Annotated in this window: 15 protein-coding genes; 7 read left to right on the top strand and 8 right to left on the bottom strand. The window is 61.4% G+C overall.

Annotation, left to right across the window (positions count from 1 at the left end):
* Positions 1-49: 49 nt before the first annotated feature.
* Positions 50-799, bottom strand: coding sequence for a sulfite exporter TauE/SafE family protein (locus tag ACIQWP_RS08310; RefSeq protein ID WP_402784629.1), 750 nt, complete (start codon positions 797-799; stop codon positions 50-52).
* Between the two features lie 98 nt (positions 800-897).
* On the opposite strand from ACIQWP_RS08310, the gene ACIQWP_RS08305 reads away from it, so the two are divergent.
* From ACIQWP_RS08305 to ACIQWP_RS08290, 4 genes are all read left to right on the top strand, one after another.
* Entirely contained in the window at positions 898-1,779 is an 882-nt protein-coding gene (locus ACIQWP_RS08305) for a LysR family transcriptional regulator (RefSeq protein WP_402784626.1), read from the top strand.
* 84 nt (positions 1,780-1,863) lie between these two features.
* Positions 1,864-2,670, top strand: coding sequence for an alpha/beta fold hydrolase (locus ACIQWP_RS08300; protein WP_402784623.1), 807 nt, complete (start codon positions 1,864-1,866; stop codon positions 2,668-2,670).
* A 137-nt stretch (positions 2,671-2,807) separates the two neighbouring features.
* Positions 2,808-3,929: an alkene reductase gene (locus ACIQWP_RS08295; RefSeq protein ID WP_402784620.1), complete on the top strand. Its 1,122-nt coding sequence runs from the start codon at positions 2,808-2,810 to the stop codon at positions 3,927-3,929.
* Positions 3,926-4,654, top strand: coding sequence for an SDR family NAD(P)-dependent oxidoreductase (locus ACIQWP_RS08290; protein ID WP_402784618.1), 729 nt, complete (start codon positions 3,926-3,928; stop codon positions 4,652-4,654). The genes ACIQWP_RS08295 and ACIQWP_RS08290 overlap by 4 nt, the downstream gene beginning before the upstream one ends.
* Positions 4,655-4,690: 36 nt before the next feature.
* On the opposite strand, the gene ACIQWP_RS08285 is transcribed toward ACIQWP_RS08290, so the two are convergent.
* Complete coding sequence (locus ACIQWP_RS08285; protein WP_402784615.1) at positions 4,691-4,981, bottom strand: hypothetical protein; 291 nt, start codon at positions 4,979-4,981, stop codon at positions 4,691-4,693.
* Between the two features lie 152 nt (positions 4,982-5,133).
* On the opposite strand from ACIQWP_RS08285, the gene ACIQWP_RS08280 reads away from it, so the two are divergent.
* Together ACIQWP_RS08280 and ACIQWP_RS08275 are read left to right on the top strand one after the other, a co-directional pair.
* Positions 5,134-6,192, top strand: a complete 1,059-nt coding sequence (locus tag ACIQWP_RS08280) for a LacI family DNA-binding transcriptional regulator (RefSeq protein ID WP_402784612.1) — start codon at positions 5,134-5,136, stop codon at positions 6,190-6,192.
* 71 nt (positions 6,193-6,263) lie between these two features.
* Positions 6,264-6,674 (top strand): RidA family protein, encoded by a 411-nt coding sequence (locus ACIQWP_RS08275; protein ID WP_402784609.1) that lies wholly within the window; start codon positions 6,264-6,266, stop codon positions 6,672-6,674.
* A gap of 67 nt (positions 6,675-6,741) precedes the next feature.
* On the opposite strand, the gene ACIQWP_RS08270 is transcribed toward ACIQWP_RS08275, so the two are convergent.
* Positions 6,742-8,907, bottom strand: a complete 2,166-nt coding sequence (locus tag ACIQWP_RS08270; protein ID WP_402784606.1) for a mechanosensitive ion channel family protein — start codon at positions 8,905-8,907, stop codon at positions 6,742-6,744.
* Positions 8,908-9,071: 164 nt separating this feature from the next.
* Here ACIQWP_RS08270 and ACIQWP_RS08265 point away from each other — a divergent pair, with 164 nt between their 5' ends.
* Entirely contained in the window at positions 9,072-10,037 is a 966-nt protein-coding gene (locus tag ACIQWP_RS08265; protein WP_402784602.1) for a hypothetical protein, read from the top strand.
* Positions 10,038-10,177: 140 nt separating this feature from the next.
* Here the strand turns inward: ACIQWP_RS08265 and pncB are convergent, their stop codons facing one another.
* The 5 genes from pncB to ACIQWP_RS08240 form a co-directional block, all read right to left on the bottom strand.
* Complete coding sequence (gene pncB / locus ACIQWP_RS08260; protein ID WP_402784599.1) at positions 10,178-11,482, bottom strand: nicotinate phosphoribosyltransferase; 1,305 nt, start codon at positions 11,480-11,482, stop codon at positions 10,178-10,180.
* A 204-nt stretch (positions 11,483-11,686) separates the two neighbouring features.
* Positions 11,687-12,646: a 2-hydroxyacid dehydrogenase gene (locus tag ACIQWP_RS08255; protein WP_402784596.1), complete on the bottom strand. Its 960-nt coding sequence runs from the start codon at positions 12,644-12,646 to the stop codon at positions 11,687-11,689.
* Between the two features lie 11 nt (positions 12,647-12,657).
* A complete protein-coding gene (locus ACIQWP_RS08250; RefSeq protein ID WP_402784593.1) occupies positions 12,658-14,295 on the bottom strand; it encodes an ABC transporter ATP-binding protein in 1,638 nt (545 codons plus the stop codon).
* On the bottom strand, positions 14,292-15,446 hold the full coding sequence (locus tag ACIQWP_RS08245; protein WP_402784590.1) for an ABC transporter permease: 1,155 nt from the start codon (positions 15,444-15,446) through the stop codon (positions 14,292-14,294). The genes ACIQWP_RS08250 and ACIQWP_RS08245 overlap by 4 nt, the downstream gene beginning before the upstream one ends.
* The gene (locus tag ACIQWP_RS08240; RefSeq protein WP_402784587.1) at positions 15,446-16,540 is read right to left on the bottom strand and encodes a microcin C ABC transporter permease YejB; all 1,095 of its coding nucleotides are present in this window, start codon (positions 16,538-16,540) and stop codon (positions 15,446-15,448) included. The genes ACIQWP_RS08245 and ACIQWP_RS08240 overlap by 1 nt, the downstream gene beginning before the upstream one ends.
* Between the last annotated feature and the right edge of the window lie 22 nt (positions 16,541-16,562).

Here is a 16,562-nt window from a genome sequence, read left to right as displayed (position 1 = left end):
GATGCCGCTTTCAAGCAAGCCATTCGCGGTCTGACTGTGCTGCCGCACCTTACACAAATGCCTTCACGACCATCTCGGCGCCGAGCACCAGAAGGCAGACCAAAAACCAGCGTCGAAAAGTGGCGGGGCTGACGCGATTGCGGATGATCTGACCGGCCCACATGCCGGCGAGCGCCGGGACGATCGCAACCGCGGACAGCGCGAGATTGTCGATGCGGAAGGCACCATGCCAGGCGAGCGCGGCGGCCAGCGCTACTGTCGAAACGGTGAAGGACAGGCCGAGCGCCTGAACCAGCTCTTCCTTCTCCAGCCCGAGCGACTGCAGATAGGGCACCGCCGGCACGACGAAAACGCCGGTCGCGCCGGTCAGCAGACCGGTAATCAAGCCGATGATCGGCGATAGCAGCGGCGCCAGCGCCGGAGACACATGCAGCTGCCGGGCAAGCAGAGCGTGGCCCGCATAGACGACGAGCGCGGCTCCGAGCGCAGCCGTGGTCATGCGCGTGTCACCGGCGGCGAGAAGATATGAGCCGGCGAAAGTCCCGACGATGACGGCGAAGGTCAGGAGAAAGAAACGACGGGCAAGCGCGCCGAAGCTCGGGCCGGCCAGAAGCTGCCAGACATTGGTGACGAAAGACGGGACGATCAGCAGGCTGGCCGCCGTCAGTGGCGAGATCAGCGCGCCCAGGACGCCCATCGCCACGGTCGGCAGCCCCATGCCGGTGACGCCCTTGACCATGCCAGCCACGAAAAATGTCGCGAAGATCGTCGCGACGAGCCATATCGAATGATCCATCATGCCCTTTCACTAGCAGAGGCACGGGCCGCCACAATGCGGATGATGCGAAGGCAGCCTTCGGCTTCTCCGAAGGCTGGAGATGCGATACTCTCCAATCCATGCGCTTCGACCTGACCGATCTTCGCCTGTTCCTCGCCGTCGTCGATGCCGGCAGCATCACGCATGGGGCTGCCGATGTCGGGCTTTCGCTGCCGGCCGCCAGCGAGCGGCTACGCGACATGGAGGTGAATGGCGGTGTGCAGCTTCTGGAACGCGGGCGACGCGGCATCAGCCCGACTCCGGCCGGAGAGGCGCTGGCGCATCATGCGCGGTTGATACAGCGGCAGCTCATGCAGATGCGCGGCGAGCTCGGCGAACATGCAAGCGGCCTCAGGGCGACCATCCGGCTTGTCGCCAACACCGCCGCAATCGCCGAATATCTGCCGCCGCGCCTTGCCGAGTGGATGGGAAAACACCCGCGAACCGATATCGATCTTAGGGAGCGCCAGAGCATCGAGATTGCGCGCGCCGTTGCGGCAGGGCTGGCCGAGATCGGCATTCTATCGGATGCGGTCGATACTTCGGGCCTGATATTGCGGCCCTTCGCGATCGATCGACTGGTGGTGGTGATGCCTCGCGACCATGCGCTTGCGGCATCAAAGCAGATTGCTTTCACTGAAATCCTGCATGAGCATTTCATCGGGCTTGCCGGCGGCGCGTTGCAGGATCACATCAACGCGCAAGCCGCCCGGCTCGGCAGCCGGCTGAAAATGCGCGTGCGGATGCGGACATTCGAGAGCATCTGCGACATGGCCGGCCAGGGCATCGGTCTCGGCATCGTGCCGGAAACGGCGGCACGCCGCTGCGGCCGATCCGCGAAGATTGCCGCCCTCCGCCTCACGGACCAGTGGGCCACCCGCCAGCTTTCGGTTTGCGCCCGCTCGCTCGAAGACTTGCCGACCCCGGCGCGCGATCTTTTCGAGCATCTGGCAACGATATGACCACTGCCTGTTGAAAACGCGGTTTTGGATCGACTAGTCTTACAGGATGGCTGTCGGGAGGAGACGGCGCAATGGGAGGTGGATATGGAATTTCACGACGATGAGCTCTATCGCTTCGAAGCAGAGGGGGCCGCACCCCTGCCGCAAACCGAGACGGAAGGCCATGTCGATCATGATGGCGCCCGCATCTGGTATGCCTCCTACGGCAGCGGCGCTGCCGTGATCCTCCTGCATGGCGGGCTCGGAAACAGCGGCAATTGGGGCTATCAGATCACCCCCCTGATCGATGCCGGCCATCAGGTCATCGTCGTCGACAGCCGCGGTCATGGCCGCAGCACGCGCGACGAGCGACCCTACACCTACGAGCTTATGGCCTCGGACGTTCTCGCCGTGATGGACAGGCTAAAGATTGAAAACGCGGCCATTGCAGGATGGAGCGACGGCGCCTGCATCGGTATGGTGCTTGGAAAAACCCATCCGGAGCGCGTTTGCGGCGTCTTCTTCTTTGCCTGCAACATGGACCCGAGCGGCACCAAGGAATTCGTGGCGACGCCGATCATCGAGCGCTGTTTCTCCCGCCACACGAAGGATTATGCGGCCCTCTCCGCCACGCCTGATGCGTTCGATGCCTTCGTCGAGGCCGTCGGCCTGATGCAACGGACGGAGCCGAACTATACGATCACAGATCTCGGCGAGATCGGCGTGCCCGTCGCCATCGTGCAGAGCGAACACGACGAGTTCATCAAGCGCGAACACGCAGATTATCTCGCTCGGCACATTCCGGGCGCGAAGCTGATCTTGCTGCCCGGCGTCAGCCATTTCGCTCCACTGCAGCGACCGGCGCAGCTCAACGCCGCTTTGCTCGGCTTTCTCGCAACAATCCCGGCCTGATACGAGATTCAGTTGCGCACGTCCGATTGTTGGAATAAATGATGAGCATCATCTTATTCGACACTCCCGAGACCGATTCGCCACTGACAGGCCCTTCCGCCCCGGGGAGCAATCTTGGCTCCAGGCAGGAGAATTTTATGACAGCCACTTTGTTTTCGCCGCTTTCCGTTGGCCCCTATGAACTTGCGCATCGCATCGTCATGGCGCCTCTCACCCGCATGCGGGCAAGCCAGCCGGGCAACGTGCCCTCGGCGCTGAATGCCGAATATTATGCCCAGCGCGCCAGCCGGGGCGGCCTCATCATTTCCGAAGGCTCGCAGATTTCCCGCGTCGGACAGGGCATGCCGGCAACGCCTGGGATTTACACCGCGGAACAGATCGCCGGCTGGAAGGCGGTAACGGACGGGGTTCATTGTCGGGGCGGCAAGATCTTCCTGCAGCTCTGGCATGTCGGCCGCATCTCTCATTCCTCGCACCACGCGGATGGCGCCCTGCCGATTGCCCCTTCCGCCATTGCCGCCAAGGGACAGGCCTTCACCGCCTCGTTCGAGCGCGTGCCCTTCGAGACACCGCAGGCGATCGACATCGATCTCATGCCGCTTTTGATCGACATCTATGCGCAGGCGGCCGCCAATGCGAAGCAGGCGGGCTTCGACGGCGTCGAGATTCATGGCGCCAATGGCTACCTGATCGAGCAGTTCCTGCAGGCGCGCACCAACCAGCGAACCGACCAATATGGCGGTTCGATCGACAACCGCACCCGGCTGCTGCTGGAAGTGGTCGAGGCGGTTTCCAAGGTCTGGGGTTCGAACCGTGTCGGCGTCCGTCTTTCGCCCTTCGGCATCGCCAATGACAGCGGCGAGGACGACCCCCTGCGCCTCTACGGCCATGTCATTCGCGAGCTCGACCGGCTGCACCTTGCCTATCTGCATCTGATCGAACCGCGGGCCAGCGGCGCCGGCTTTGCCGAAGTCGACCACAAGAACGTGCCTTCGGCGGCGGAGCTGTTTCGTCCCGCCTGGTCGGGCACATTGATCGCGGCCGGAAACTTCCGGCCCGACAGCGCTCAGGCGGCACTTGCGGCAGGTCACGCCGATGCCATCGCCTTCGGCCGGCTCTTCATTGCCAATCCTGATCTGCCGGAGCGGATTCGCCGCGAGGCGCCCCTCAATCCCTATCATCGCCCGACCTTCTATGGCGGCGGCGCCGAGGGCTATACCGATTATCCGACACTCGATGCCAGGGAGGCCGCCGAATGAGTATGCCAAGCGCCGTTATAGTCGGAGTGGGAGCGGAACAGGGTCTGGGAGCCGCACTCTGCCGGCTGCTCGCCGGCAAGGGCTACCATGTGTTCATTGCCGGCCGGACATTGGCGAAGATCGACCAGGTCGCGGCCGCCATCAAGGCGTCCGGCGGCAGCGCCGAGGCGATCGAGACCGATGCAACCGATGAAGCCGCGGTTACCAGGCTGTTCGAACACGCTTTCGCGGCGCATGCGGATATTGCTGCACCCGACTTCATCGTCTTCAACGCCGGCATCAACCGCCCCATCGGCTTTCGCAATCTGACGGCCGCAGAGTTCGAGGAATTCTGGCGCATCTGCTGCTTCGGCGGCTTTCTTGTCGGTCGCGAGGCGGCACGTCATCTGGCGCCACTTGGCCGCGGCACGGTGATCTTCACCGGCGCTTCCGCCAGCCTGCGCGGCAAGGCAGGCTTTGCGCAGTTCGCCGCCGCCAAGGCGGGTCTGCGAATGATCAGCCAAAGCATGGCGCGTGAGTTCGGGCCGCTCGGCCTGCATGTCGCCCACACCATCATCGATGGCGGAATAGACGGAGAGAGGCTGCGTTCGCGGCGGCCGGATGTGGATGCCGATGGGCTGCTGAATATCGATGCCATTGCCGAAAGCTACTGGCATATTCATCGCCAGCATCCTTCTGCCTGGACACAGGAACTCGATCTCAGGCCCTACAAGGAAAACTTCTGAGGCCGATGCCGGGGCGGCGTACATCGGGGCGTTGCTCTAGCAATTGCGAGACAGCGCCTTGGCGAGAGCGAGGAGCTTCGGGTCTTCAAGCCGGGTGCGAAGTCGGATATCGGCTTCGCCTTCCGTTTCGAACGTCTCGCTCTGTATCGTGAAGGACCATGCCGACGGGCGCTTCCGGCGGCGGAAAAGCCCCACCAGCCGGCGAAGCACGCTCTGCCTGGCGGCCCTGCCCTTATGTTCGACCAACGGCGGATCGACGGCATTCGGATTGCAGGGATCACCCCAACGATCATCGTAGAGATCCTTAAAGAGATAGTTGGTCGGCATCGGTGCATCCTTTATTTTTGAATCGATTCAATTTCGGCTCGCACATCTTCTTGAATCGGTTCAATCGTACGCTTCAAAAACTCACTGTCAAGCGGAATTGAACCGATACAACTTCATTGCTAATATCCGTCGGAAACATATGGAGGATTTCATTGGTCAAGGGCACGATCAGGCTCGCGGATGTCGCCAAGGCGGCAGGCGTTTCGCAGGGAACCGCTTCCAACGTTTTCAGCCGACCCGAGGTCGTGCGTGAAGAAGTGCGTGAACATGTGCTCGAGACAGCCAAACGGCTCGGCTATGCCGGCCCGAGCCTGACTGGGCGCTTGCTGCGCGCCGGAAAGGTCAATGCGATCGGCGTCGCCGCCGCCGAACCTCTGGCCTATTTCTTCGACGATCCCTGGGCAAGAGCGCTATTGGCGGCCGTTGCCCAGGTCTGCGATGCCAGTGGCACCGGGCTTGCGCTTGTCTCGGCCAAGGATCGGCAGAAACTGGACTGGACCATCAAGAGCGCCCTGGTGGACGGCTTTATCCTGCTCTGCGTCGAAGGCGGCGAAAAGCTGGTGCAGCTGACGCGCGAGCGGCAGTTGCCCTTTATTGCCCTGGCATTGAATGACGACGATCCGTCGGTCCCGTCGGTCAGCGTCGACAATATCGGCGGGGCTGCAACTGCCGCCAGGCATCTGGCGGAACTCGGCCATCGGCGCTTTGCCGTGCTTGCCACGGAATTTTCCTATGACCATGTCGGGCCGGTCGGCATCAGCGAGATCGAGCGCGCTGTTTATTCGACCTCGCGCGATCGTGTCAGCGGCTATTGGCAGGCACTCGAAACATTTGGCATTCATCGCGACGAGGTGCCGGTCTACGAGACGGATAACCAAAAAGCGAGTGTCGAGGCCGGTCTGGAATACTTGTTTTCCATGCCGGAGCCGCCGACCGCGATCCTTGCCATGTCCGACAATATCGCCCTATTGGCCATGAACTGGCTGCGCGCGCGGGGACTCTCCGTTCCAGGAGACATCTCCATCGTCGGCTTCGATGGCGTCCCAGAGGGTGGCATGGTGGAGCCGGGCCTGACGACGATGGCTCAGCCCTTTGCCCAGATCGCGCAACGCGCGGTCAGGGCCGTCCTGGACGATGCCATGCCGGTTGAACGCGAAATGATCGACGTCACACTCATCATCCGCGGTAGCACCGCCGCGCCAAAAGCATAAGATTAATCCACCGGCTAGATCGATGGGAACACAAGCAAAATCCGCGGCTGTTTCAAGGAACTCAACTCATCATGGCAACAACTTTCAATCCGCCCGAACTCTGGCAGCCATTCGGCGCTTTCTCCATGATGAAGATTCAGGGCGCAGGTCAGATAGTTCATCTCAAGGGACAGGTATCTCTCGACAGCACAGGAGAGATCGTCGGCCGGAACGATATGAGAGCGCAGGTGCGCAAAACCTTGGAGAATATCCGGAGCGTTCTCGCATCTGTTGGCGGCGCAATGACCGATATTCTTTCCCTTAATCAATATACGACGGATATCGAACAATTCATGGCCGCCGGAGACATTCGCAAGCAATTCTTCGCCGAACCCTTTCCCGTCACCACGACCGTGGAGGTCGTCCGACTATTCGATCCGGACCTGATGATAGAAATCACCGCAGTCGCTGAAATTCCGCATGACCGGTTCAGGATGCCGTAGGAAATCAAGGTTTTCTTGCCCGTTGCAGGCAGAGTTAGCCTAGTCGGACCTGACCCAATCCGCTGTCTCAACCCGCCTGCTGTGCACTGTCGACGTTTGCGGCCCGCATCTCGATGAGCTGCCGGGCCGCAGCCGCAGCGGCATCCTTGTCGCTTGCCACCTGCACGGTCGGGAAGGCGAACTGGATGCCGTTTTCATCGAAGGCCTGCTTGATCAGCGCGAGCGCATTGCGGCGGATGACCGACAGCTCGTTGGGCTTGGCGGTAAGCGCGAGCCTGATTTCGATGGCGAAATCGCCGAACTGTTCGACACCCTTCATCTTCAGCGTCTGGATGATGCTCGGCGCCAATTCGGCATCTTCGAGCAGGCGCTGGCCGATATCCTTGACGATCCGCTTCAGTTTCACCAGGTCGGTATCATAGGTGACCTTGACGATGATCTTGTCGATCGCCCAGTCGCGATTCATGTTGTTGACCGCGCCGAGCGAGCCGAAAGGTATGGTCGCCAGCGGGCCGCGCTGGTGACGCAGCTTCACCGAGCGCAGGCTGAAGGATTCCACGACGCCCTTGTAGTGGCCGCTTTCGATATATTCGCCGATACGGAAAGCATCGTCCCAGAGGTAAAAGACGCCGCTGATGACATCCTTGACGATGGTCTGCGCACCGAAACCCACCGCGACGCCGACGACGCCGGCGCCGGCGATCAGCGGGCCGATCTGGACGCCGAGACCGGACAGCACCATCATGATGGCAATGATGCCGATGACGACAGCGAGAATGTTGCGGAAGATCGGCAGCAGCGTCTGCAGCCGGGCGCGGCTTGCCCTTATCTCATCCGACTCGCCAGCGGCGGGCAGGGACTGCATCACCTTGCCGTCGATGTAGGTTTTCGCCAGTTGCCAGACGAGATCGGCGACCAGAAGGATGACGATACCACCCAGAACACCACGGGCGACACGGCCGACGACCGATTCGCTGCCGCTCATCATCGCATGCGCCTCGACCCCGAGCATCTTGCCGAGCCACAAGGCCGCGAAAGTGATGATCAGCGCACGCACACCGCGGTCGAGCAGCACGGCAGCGATCTTGCCGGCGCCGAAAATGCCGTCGGCCGCGTCATGCAGAGCCTCGATCGCCCTTGTCGATACCGAGAGGGCGCGCGGCAGCAAGATCGCATAGATGCCGACCCACAAGAGGCCATCGAAACCGGCCACCCAGAGACACCAGAGCGTCGCGAAGAAAATCGTCAGCAGCCAGGAAACCGTCTTTGCTCCATGCTTTTCCGGCGCAACCGGCCTCGACCACACCGCGGCGGTGGCAATCAGGAAGAGACCGATGCCAAGCGCGTAACCGATCAGGTCTCTTGCACCGAAAGAAAAGTCCAGCGACGTGACAGCCTGCATGATCGCCCAGCCGCAGGCGAAATAGGCGGCAAACAGCGTACACCGCCGATACCAGTAATAGGCCACTCGCCGCCGCTCGGCGATGCGGGCCACGCCGCCATCCTCATCGAGGACGTCGTTGGCGCGACGCATGGCGATCAATTCCATGACGAGCTTGCCGATGGAAATCGCCAGCCTGATCGAAACCATCGCAATGACGCAGGCGATGGCAAAACTTTCAATGGCCGGCGGCCAATCGAAGGCCAGAAGCGGGACGAGCGTCACCAGGCCGTGGATGATGGCGGGCACGACGCCGCCCAGAAACTGGAAACGTGCCGCCTGCAATTCCGTCTCGGTGCCGGCTGCCCTTTCGGTGCGCCGCATGTGCTTGGTGTTGATGAAGCGCGCAACGGCGAGTTCGGCCACCAGCCCCAGGAAGAAGAGGAGGACAATCTGAATGATGATGCGCACGAGGCCGACCGACTTACCCTCGCCCTCCAGCTTCTCTGACGCGGTCATCACCTCGTAAGGCAGCGTCATCGCAGCGCCGGAGACCAGTTCCAGATGATGCCGCGTATGGCCGAGCATGCCCGACAGGACCGACATCTGATCGTTGCCCGTCGTTCCGGAATCGCCGGCGGGCGCGGGTTGAGGGTTGAGCTGCGTGGTCAGCCATTGTCTGACATCCGGCTCGTTCATCAGCTGGATCAACTCGCGAACCTTATCGGGCGGCGGGGCTGCCGGTTGTGGGGCTGTCGCATTCTGCGCAAACACCGCGACCGGCGCAGCCAGAGCAAATAGACATAAAAGCAGACCCACGAACGTCCACCTACCGCCCCCGACATTCTTCATCCGCGCTGCCCTTCCCGCAATCCGACCATCTGGCCCGCTCCCGCAGACTATACGCGTTTTTCATACGGGCAAGCAGGCACTTACTCCTCATCATGCCGCCATTGCCCCGCAGGGGCAGCCGCGCTAGGTTCTGCGGCGATACCGTCCAGTACTCGGGGATGCGCGTGTTCAATTTCCTGAAAAGGCTCTTCGGCAAAGGCAAGCGCGCGGACATGCATCGCGGCCAAACCTTTCCGATGCCAGAGCCCGACAGCGCGACCGCTACCAAAACGCTCGATCTCAACATTCCCGACGAAGCCTTGCAGGATGAAGCGGCCTTTGCCGCCTATCTGCAGGAGCGGTTACCATTCTTCGGCGACCTGATCCGCGTCGACTACGACCCTCCCGCCGGCAGCCTGACGCTGCACAGCCGCAACGGCGATACGATGACGAAATTCCTGAGCAATGCGTTGCTGGCGCTGCGCGAAAAACGCGGCGCGGCTCGCGCGCAGGCGCTGCTCAACTATCTCAACATGACGGAGGCCCTCGGTGACAACAGCGAGCTCGCCAAGGTCCTGCCGGTCCTGAAAACACGCGATTTCGTCGAGGTGGCGCGGCGGCAGATGATGCAGGCCGTCAAGGACGAACCCGATCCGCCGCAATTCGTCTTTCTCGACGAGGCCGAAAACCTGATCAAGCTTTTCGTCGTCAACGGCGAGACAACAGTCAATTATGTCATGGTCGAAGCACTCGACAACTGGGGTATCGATGCCAGGGAGCTTGCCGAGATGGCCCAGGTCAACCTGCAGAAATTCCTCGCCAAGACCGGCGTTCAGATCGCCAGACGCAGCCGGTTTCAATATGTCGAGGTCGACGGCCAGTTCGAATCCAGCATCGCCTTCCTGCCGAATTTCTGGGCGCAGGTGCAGGAACAATCCGGCGGCGCCGCCCCGATCGCGGCGTTCCTGTCGCGCGACAAGGTATTCTTCACACATGAGAACGACATTGAGGGCCTGCAACTTCTGGAGCTGATCAGCGCCGATTTGAGCGACGTGTCCTACGTTATTTCGCCGGATCAATATCGCTGGGAAAATGGCAGATGGACACTCTTCCGGCGCGTCGCCCGGATGGAAGCGGCCATCCGCCATTAGAGCCGGATGATTTTAGGTCTGTTCGACCTAAAATCTGAATCCGCTCTAGATCAAATAGGTAGAGCCTGATGTCGCCCGAAAACCGCTTACACTTTTCGGCACCACGCTCTAGCCGCTAAAGCGACTCACCTGCAATGGCTTCAAACCAGAACTTCCTGATCGACGCGATCTTCCGCACCGAAGAACTTCAGATAGCGCTCGACTTCCGCCGGCTCGCCCGTCGCCTTCTGCGGATTGTCCGAGAGCTTGACGGCCGGGCGGCCGTTCGCCTCGATCACCTTGCAGACGATCGAAATCGGGCTGAGGCCCTTGAGCTCGGTTGGCGCACAGCCGGCGAAATCGTTGGTGAGATTGGTGCCCCAGCCGAAACTCATGCGCACGCGGCCGTCGAAATGCTTGTAGGTATCGATGATGGCATCGACATCGAGGCCGTCGGAGAAGATCAGAAGCTTCTGGCGCGGATCGCGGCCCATCTTCTTCCACCAGTCGATGATCTTCTCACCGCCTTCGATCGGAGGGGCGCTGTCGGGACGGAAGCCGGTCCAGTCGGCCACCCATTCCGGCGCATTGCGCAGGAAGGAGGCGGTGCCGAAGGCGTCGGGCAGTACCACGAGCAGATTGCCGCCATAGAGGCGGTTCCAGTCGCGCAGCACCTTGTAGGGCGCTTTGCCGAGTTCCTCGTCGTTCCTGGCAAGCGCGGCGGCGACCATCGGCAGTTCATGCGCGTTGGTGCCGACGGCTTCGAGATCTGAATCCATGGCGAGCAGCACGTTGCTGGTGCCGGTGAATGCGTGAGGCACGCCTTCCTTCAGCGCCTCGACGCACCAGCGCTGCCAGAGGAAGCTATGGCGGCGGCGAGTGCCGAAATCGGAAATGCGCAGGCCCGGCAGCTCCCGCAGCCGGTCCACCTTTTCCCACATCTTCGCCTTGGCGCGGGCATAAAGCACATCGAGCGTGAAAGGACCGAGCGCCTTCAGCGCCGTGCGCGAGCGCAGCTCGTTGATGATGGCGAGCGCGGGGATTTCCCACATCGTCGTTTCCTTCCACGAGCCATGGAAGTCGAGAATATACTGGCCATCGCGCTTCGACAGCTCATATTCCGGCAGCTGGAAACTCGACAGCCAGGTGAGAAATTCCGGTTCGAAAATCTGGGCGCGACCATAAAAGCTGTTACCGGCAAGCCAGATCATCTCCTTCTTGGAGAGCCTGAGCGTACGGGCGTGATCGAGCTGTTCACGCAACTCCCTCTCATCGATCACTTCGGCAAGGCGGACGCTCTTGGTGCGATTGATGAGCGAGAAGGTGGCGTCGACATCGGGATAGAGCTTCCAGATCATCTGGAGCATCAGAAGCTTATAGAAATCCGTATCGATCAGGCTGCGGATGATCGGATCGAGCTTCCAGGTATGGTTATAGACGCGGGTGGCAATATCCGTCTTGGTCATGTCGTTCCTGCCCCGTCTCCTGCCCTGCGGACGTCATGCTTGTCGCCAGCGAGTATGCCGGCATGCGTTTCTAGCGCCCTGTTATCAAAAAATGTTGACCGAAAGTCCAGTCGCTGAAAGAAAATTGATACCGGAGCCAATCGGTCGCGTATCCCTCGCAACAGACCGGGCAACGCGCCCCGATTGCTGCCGCCTCATGGAGATTTAGTAGCCCCGGCCGCGATCCACCAGATGCTGCAGCGGTTCGCCGCGTTCGACGCGGGCGATCTGTTCCTCGACGTGGCGCATCAACGCCTTTTCGTCCGACACGGCGGAATCATGCGGCGTGATGATGACATTTTCCAGATCCCAGAGCGGATCGTCGGCCGAAAGCGGTTCGACGGCGAAGACATCGAGCGAGGCGCCACCGAGAATGCCGGTACGAACAGCCGAGGCGATATCGGCCTGCACCTGGCTCTTGCCACGGCCGGCATTGATGAAGACTGGCTTGCCAAGAGCGTTCTGTCGGCGAAGCTTGGAAAGGAGGGAGGCGTTGTAGATCCCGGTCGTATCCGGCGTCAGCGGCAAGAGGCCAACGAGAATGTCGGTGCGCGCCAGGAACGCATCCAGCCTACCGGCATCGAAGGTTTCCATGCCGTCGATCTCTTTCTTGCTGCGCGACCAGCCGATGACGTTGAAGCCCATGATCTTCAACTTGGCGGCGGCATCGCAGCCGAGAACGCCGAGGCCCATGACGCCGACGGTGACATCCGCTGCCTCCGGACCGTGCTGCGGCGCCCAGACATGCTGGCGCTGGTTCCTGAAATGGCCCTGCACATCGCGCAGGTGCATCAGGCACTGCATGACGACCCATTCGCTCATCCGCGTTGTCAGGCTGCGATCGACGAAACGGACCATCGGTATATCTGGCAGGCCGGCAATCGACATCATCGAATCGACGCCGGCGCCGCCCGAGAAAATCACCTTCAGATTGGGCGCGCGCTCGAAAAGATCGGCATCAGGCTTCCACAGAAGCGCATAGTCGACATGGCTCAGATCCACGCCCTTGGTGGCGGGATCGGCCAGATTGATGCTGCTGCGATCGGCAAAGGCGGTTTCCAGCGCCTTAGCGACGGTCTCGGGGCTGAATTTGAGGTCGACAAGAACGGGGCTTTTGGCCGGCATGGCGATGGCCTTCATTGCTGGATGGCGGCGGTGGGCACGGCTTCGATGTTGAAGGCGGCGGCGAGAAGCGCCTTGGTGTAATCCTCTTTCGGCGCGCGGAAAATATCGGCCGAGGCACCCTGCTCCACGACCTTGCCGAAGCGCATGACGATCAGCTCGTTGGCAAGCGCCTTCACCACCTTCAGGTCGTGGCTGATGAAGAGGTAGGCAAGATCGTGCTTCTTCTGCAGGTCGCGCAGCAAATCGACCACCTGCGCCTGCACGCTCATGTCGAGCGCCGAGGTCGGCTCGTCCAGCATGACGAAGCGTGGCTTCAGCACCATGGCGCGGGCAATGGCGATGCGCTGGCGCTGGCCACCGGAGAATTCGTGCGGGAAGCGCCAGCGGGTCGACGGATCGAGGCCGACCTCATCCAGCGCCCAGCAGACGCGCTTGTCGCGCTCGTCGGCCGAAAGAGACCGCTCATGCACCTTCAGCCCCTCGGCGATGATCTCGCCGACCGACATGCGCGGGCTGAGCGAACCATAGGGGTCCTGGAAGACCACCTGCAACTGGTTGCGCAGCGGCCGCATCTCCCGAAACGAATAGCCTGCTATCTCCTTGCCGACGAAGGCGATACGGCCTCGGGACGAAATGAGCCGGGCGAGCGCCAGGCCGAGCGTCGTCTTGCCCGATCCGGATTCGCCGACGACGCCGAGCGTCTGACCGGCTCTCAGCTTCAGATCGATGCCATCGACCGCCTTCACGTGATCGACGACCTTGCGCATGAAGCCAGCCTTGATCGGGAACCAGACGCGGATGTCGCTGCCTTCCATGACCACGGGCTTGCCGTTGTCGCTGGCCGGCGGCTCGCCGCGCGGCTCGGCGGCCAGCAGATGGCGAGTGTATTCGTGCTGCGGCCGGGTGAAGACATCTTCCACCGTGCCTGTTTCGACGATGCGGCCCTTGGTCATGACGCAGACGCGGTCGGCGAACTTGCGGACGATGCCGAGGTCGTGGGTGATGAACAGCATCGACATGCCGTGCGCGCCCTTGAGGTCGCGCAGCAATTCGAGGATCTGCGCCTGCACGGTGACGTCGAGCGCCGTCGTCGGCTCATCTGCGATCAGCAGTTCGGGGCGGTTGGCAAGCGCCATGGCGATCATCACGCGCTGGCGTTGGCCGCCGGACAGCTCGTGCGGATAGGCCTTCAGACGCTTCTCCGGCTCGCGGATGCCGACCTGGTTCAACAGTTCCAGCGTGCGGTTGCGAGCGGCTTCACCCACCATGCCCTGATGCAAGGCCAAGATTTCGCTGATCTGCTTTTCGATCGAGTGGAGCGGATTGAGCGAGGTCATCGGCTCCTGGAAGATCATGGTGATATCGTTGCCACGCACGGCGCGCAGCTCGTTGTCCGATGCCTTCAGCAGATCCTTGCCCTTGAACAGGATTTCGCCCGAGGGGTGGCTCGCGGCCGGATAGGGCAAGAGCTTCAGGATCGAATTGGCCGAGACCGATTTGCCCGAGCCGGATTCGCCGACCAGCGCCACGACCTCGCCCCGATGGATATCGAAGGAAACACCGTCGACGGCGGTCGAGGTCTGCCCACCCTGATGAAAGGCGACCGAGAGATTGCGGACGGACAGTAGCGGAGTGGAGTTTTCGCTCATCGAAACGTCTTCCGTGGATCGAAGGCGTCGCGCACGGCCTCGCCGATGAAAATCAGCAGCGACAGCATGATCGACATGGTGAAGAAGGCCGACAGTCCCAGCCAGGGAGCCTGCAGGTTGGATTTGCCCTGGGCGATCATCTCACCCAGCGACGGCGAGCCGGGCGGCATGCCGAAGCCGAGGAAATCGAGGGACGTCAAGGTGGAGATCGAACCCGACAGGATGAATGGGACGAAAGTCAGCGTCGCCACCATCGCGTTCGGCAGCAGGTGGCGATACATGATGGTGCGGTTGTCGACGCCCAGCGCACGGGCGGCACGGACATATTCGAAATTGCGCGCCCGCAGGAATTCGGCACGCACGACGCCGACCAGACCCACCCAGGAAAACAGCAGCAAGATACCGAGCAGGATGAAGAAGCCGGGCGGCAGCACGGATGCGATGATCAGCAGGATATAGAGCACCGGCATCGACGACCAGATCTCGATGAAGCGCTGCATCAACAGGTCAGTCCATCCGCCGAAATAGCCCTGCACCGCACCGGCGCAGACGCCGACGACGGCCGAGCAGATTGTCAGTACCAAACCGAACAGCACCGATATGCGGAAACCGTAGATCAGGCGGGCCAGCACATCGCGCGCCTGATCGTCGGTGCCGAGCCAGTTGAAATTGCTCCAGTTGCAGTTCGGGTCGGCAACGCCGGCCGCATAGCCCGAGCAGCGCTGCTCCTTGCTCATCATCCAGAAAGGCGGGGTCGGCGCCGACTTTCCCTGAGGAAGGTTGGAATTGGCTGTCTGATAGGAATAGTGGATCGGCGGCCAGATCATCCAGCCATTGGCATTGATCTCATCCTGGATATCCTGGGCGCGATAATCCGTCTGCGCCAGAAAGCCGCCGAATTTCTCTTCCGGATAATCGACGAAGACAGGCGTCAGGATCTCGCCCTTGTAAGAGATGAGGATCGGTCGGTCGTTCGCGATGAATTCCGCGCCAAGCGTGAGGACGAACAAGACCATGAAGATCCAGAGCGACCAGTATCCCCGGCGGTTTGCCTTGAAATTCTGCCAGCGGCGCACATTGGTCGGCGAGAACAGGCCCTTGCGCGGCGGCTTTACGGTCACCGGAAGTGCCGGATGATTGGCTGCATCCATCACACATCCCTCCGCTCGAAGTCGATGCGCGGATCGATCCAGGTGTAGATCAGGTCGGAAACGAGGCTGACGACGAGGCCCAGCAGCGAGAAGATGAACAGCGTCGCAAACACCACCGGATAGTCGCGCTGGACGACGGAGAGATAACTGAGGCGGCCAAGGCCATCGAGCGAGAAGATGTTTTCGATCAACAGCGAACCGGTGAAGAAGGCGGAGATGAAGGCGCCGGGAAAGCCGGCGATGACGATCAGCATCGCGTTGCGGAAGACATGGCCATAGAGCACGCGCCGTTCGGAAAGACCCTTGGCGCGGGCGGTGATGACATACTGCTTCTTGATTTCCTCGATGAAGGAATTCTTGGTGAGCAGCGTCGTCGTGGCGAAGGCGGCGAGCGACAACGAAATCAGCGGCAGCACCAGATGCCAGAGGTAATCGAGGATCTTCTGCCACCAGGTGAGATCGGCGAAATTATCCGAGACGAGGCCGCGCAGCGGGAACCAGTCGAAGAAGGAGCCGCCGGCAAACAGCACGATCAGCATGATGCCGAACAGGAAGCTCGGAACGGCATAGCCGATGATGATGATGCCCGAGGTCCAGACGTCGAAGGTCGATCCGTCCTGCACCGCCTTGCGGATGCCAAGCGGAATGGAAATCGCATAGGAGAAGATCAAAATCCAGATGCCGAGCGAGATCGACACCGGCAGCTTCTGGGCGATGAGATCGATGACCGAAGTGTTGCGGAAGAAACTCTCGCCGAAATCGAAGCGGATATAGTTCCACATCATCTGGCCGAAGCGCTCGAGCGGCGGCTTGTCGAAGCCGAACTGCTTGTCGAGCTTGGCGATCAACTCGGGATCGAGCCCCTGGGCGCCGCGATATTTCGAGCTGCTGTCATCGAAGGCCTGCTGGGCAGCCATGTCCGTACCGCCACCCGACAGGCGGCCATTGGCATTATCGCCCTGGCCGGTCAATTGCGCGATGACCTGCTCGACCGGACCGCCGGGCGCGAACTGCACGATGGTGAAGGAAATCGCCATGATGCCGACGATGGTCGGGATCATCAGCAGCAGGCGTCTCAGGATATAGGCACCCATCAGCCGGCCGCCCCCTCGAAGA

This window comes from Rhizobium sp. NPDC090279, assembly GCF_044769665.1.
Lineage (GTDB): Bacteria > Pseudomonadota > Alphaproteobacteria > Rhizobiales > Rhizobiaceae > Rhizobium.
The sequence above is the reverse complement of the archived record's forward strand: the minus strand, read 5'-3'. Positions and strand labels throughout refer to the sequence as shown.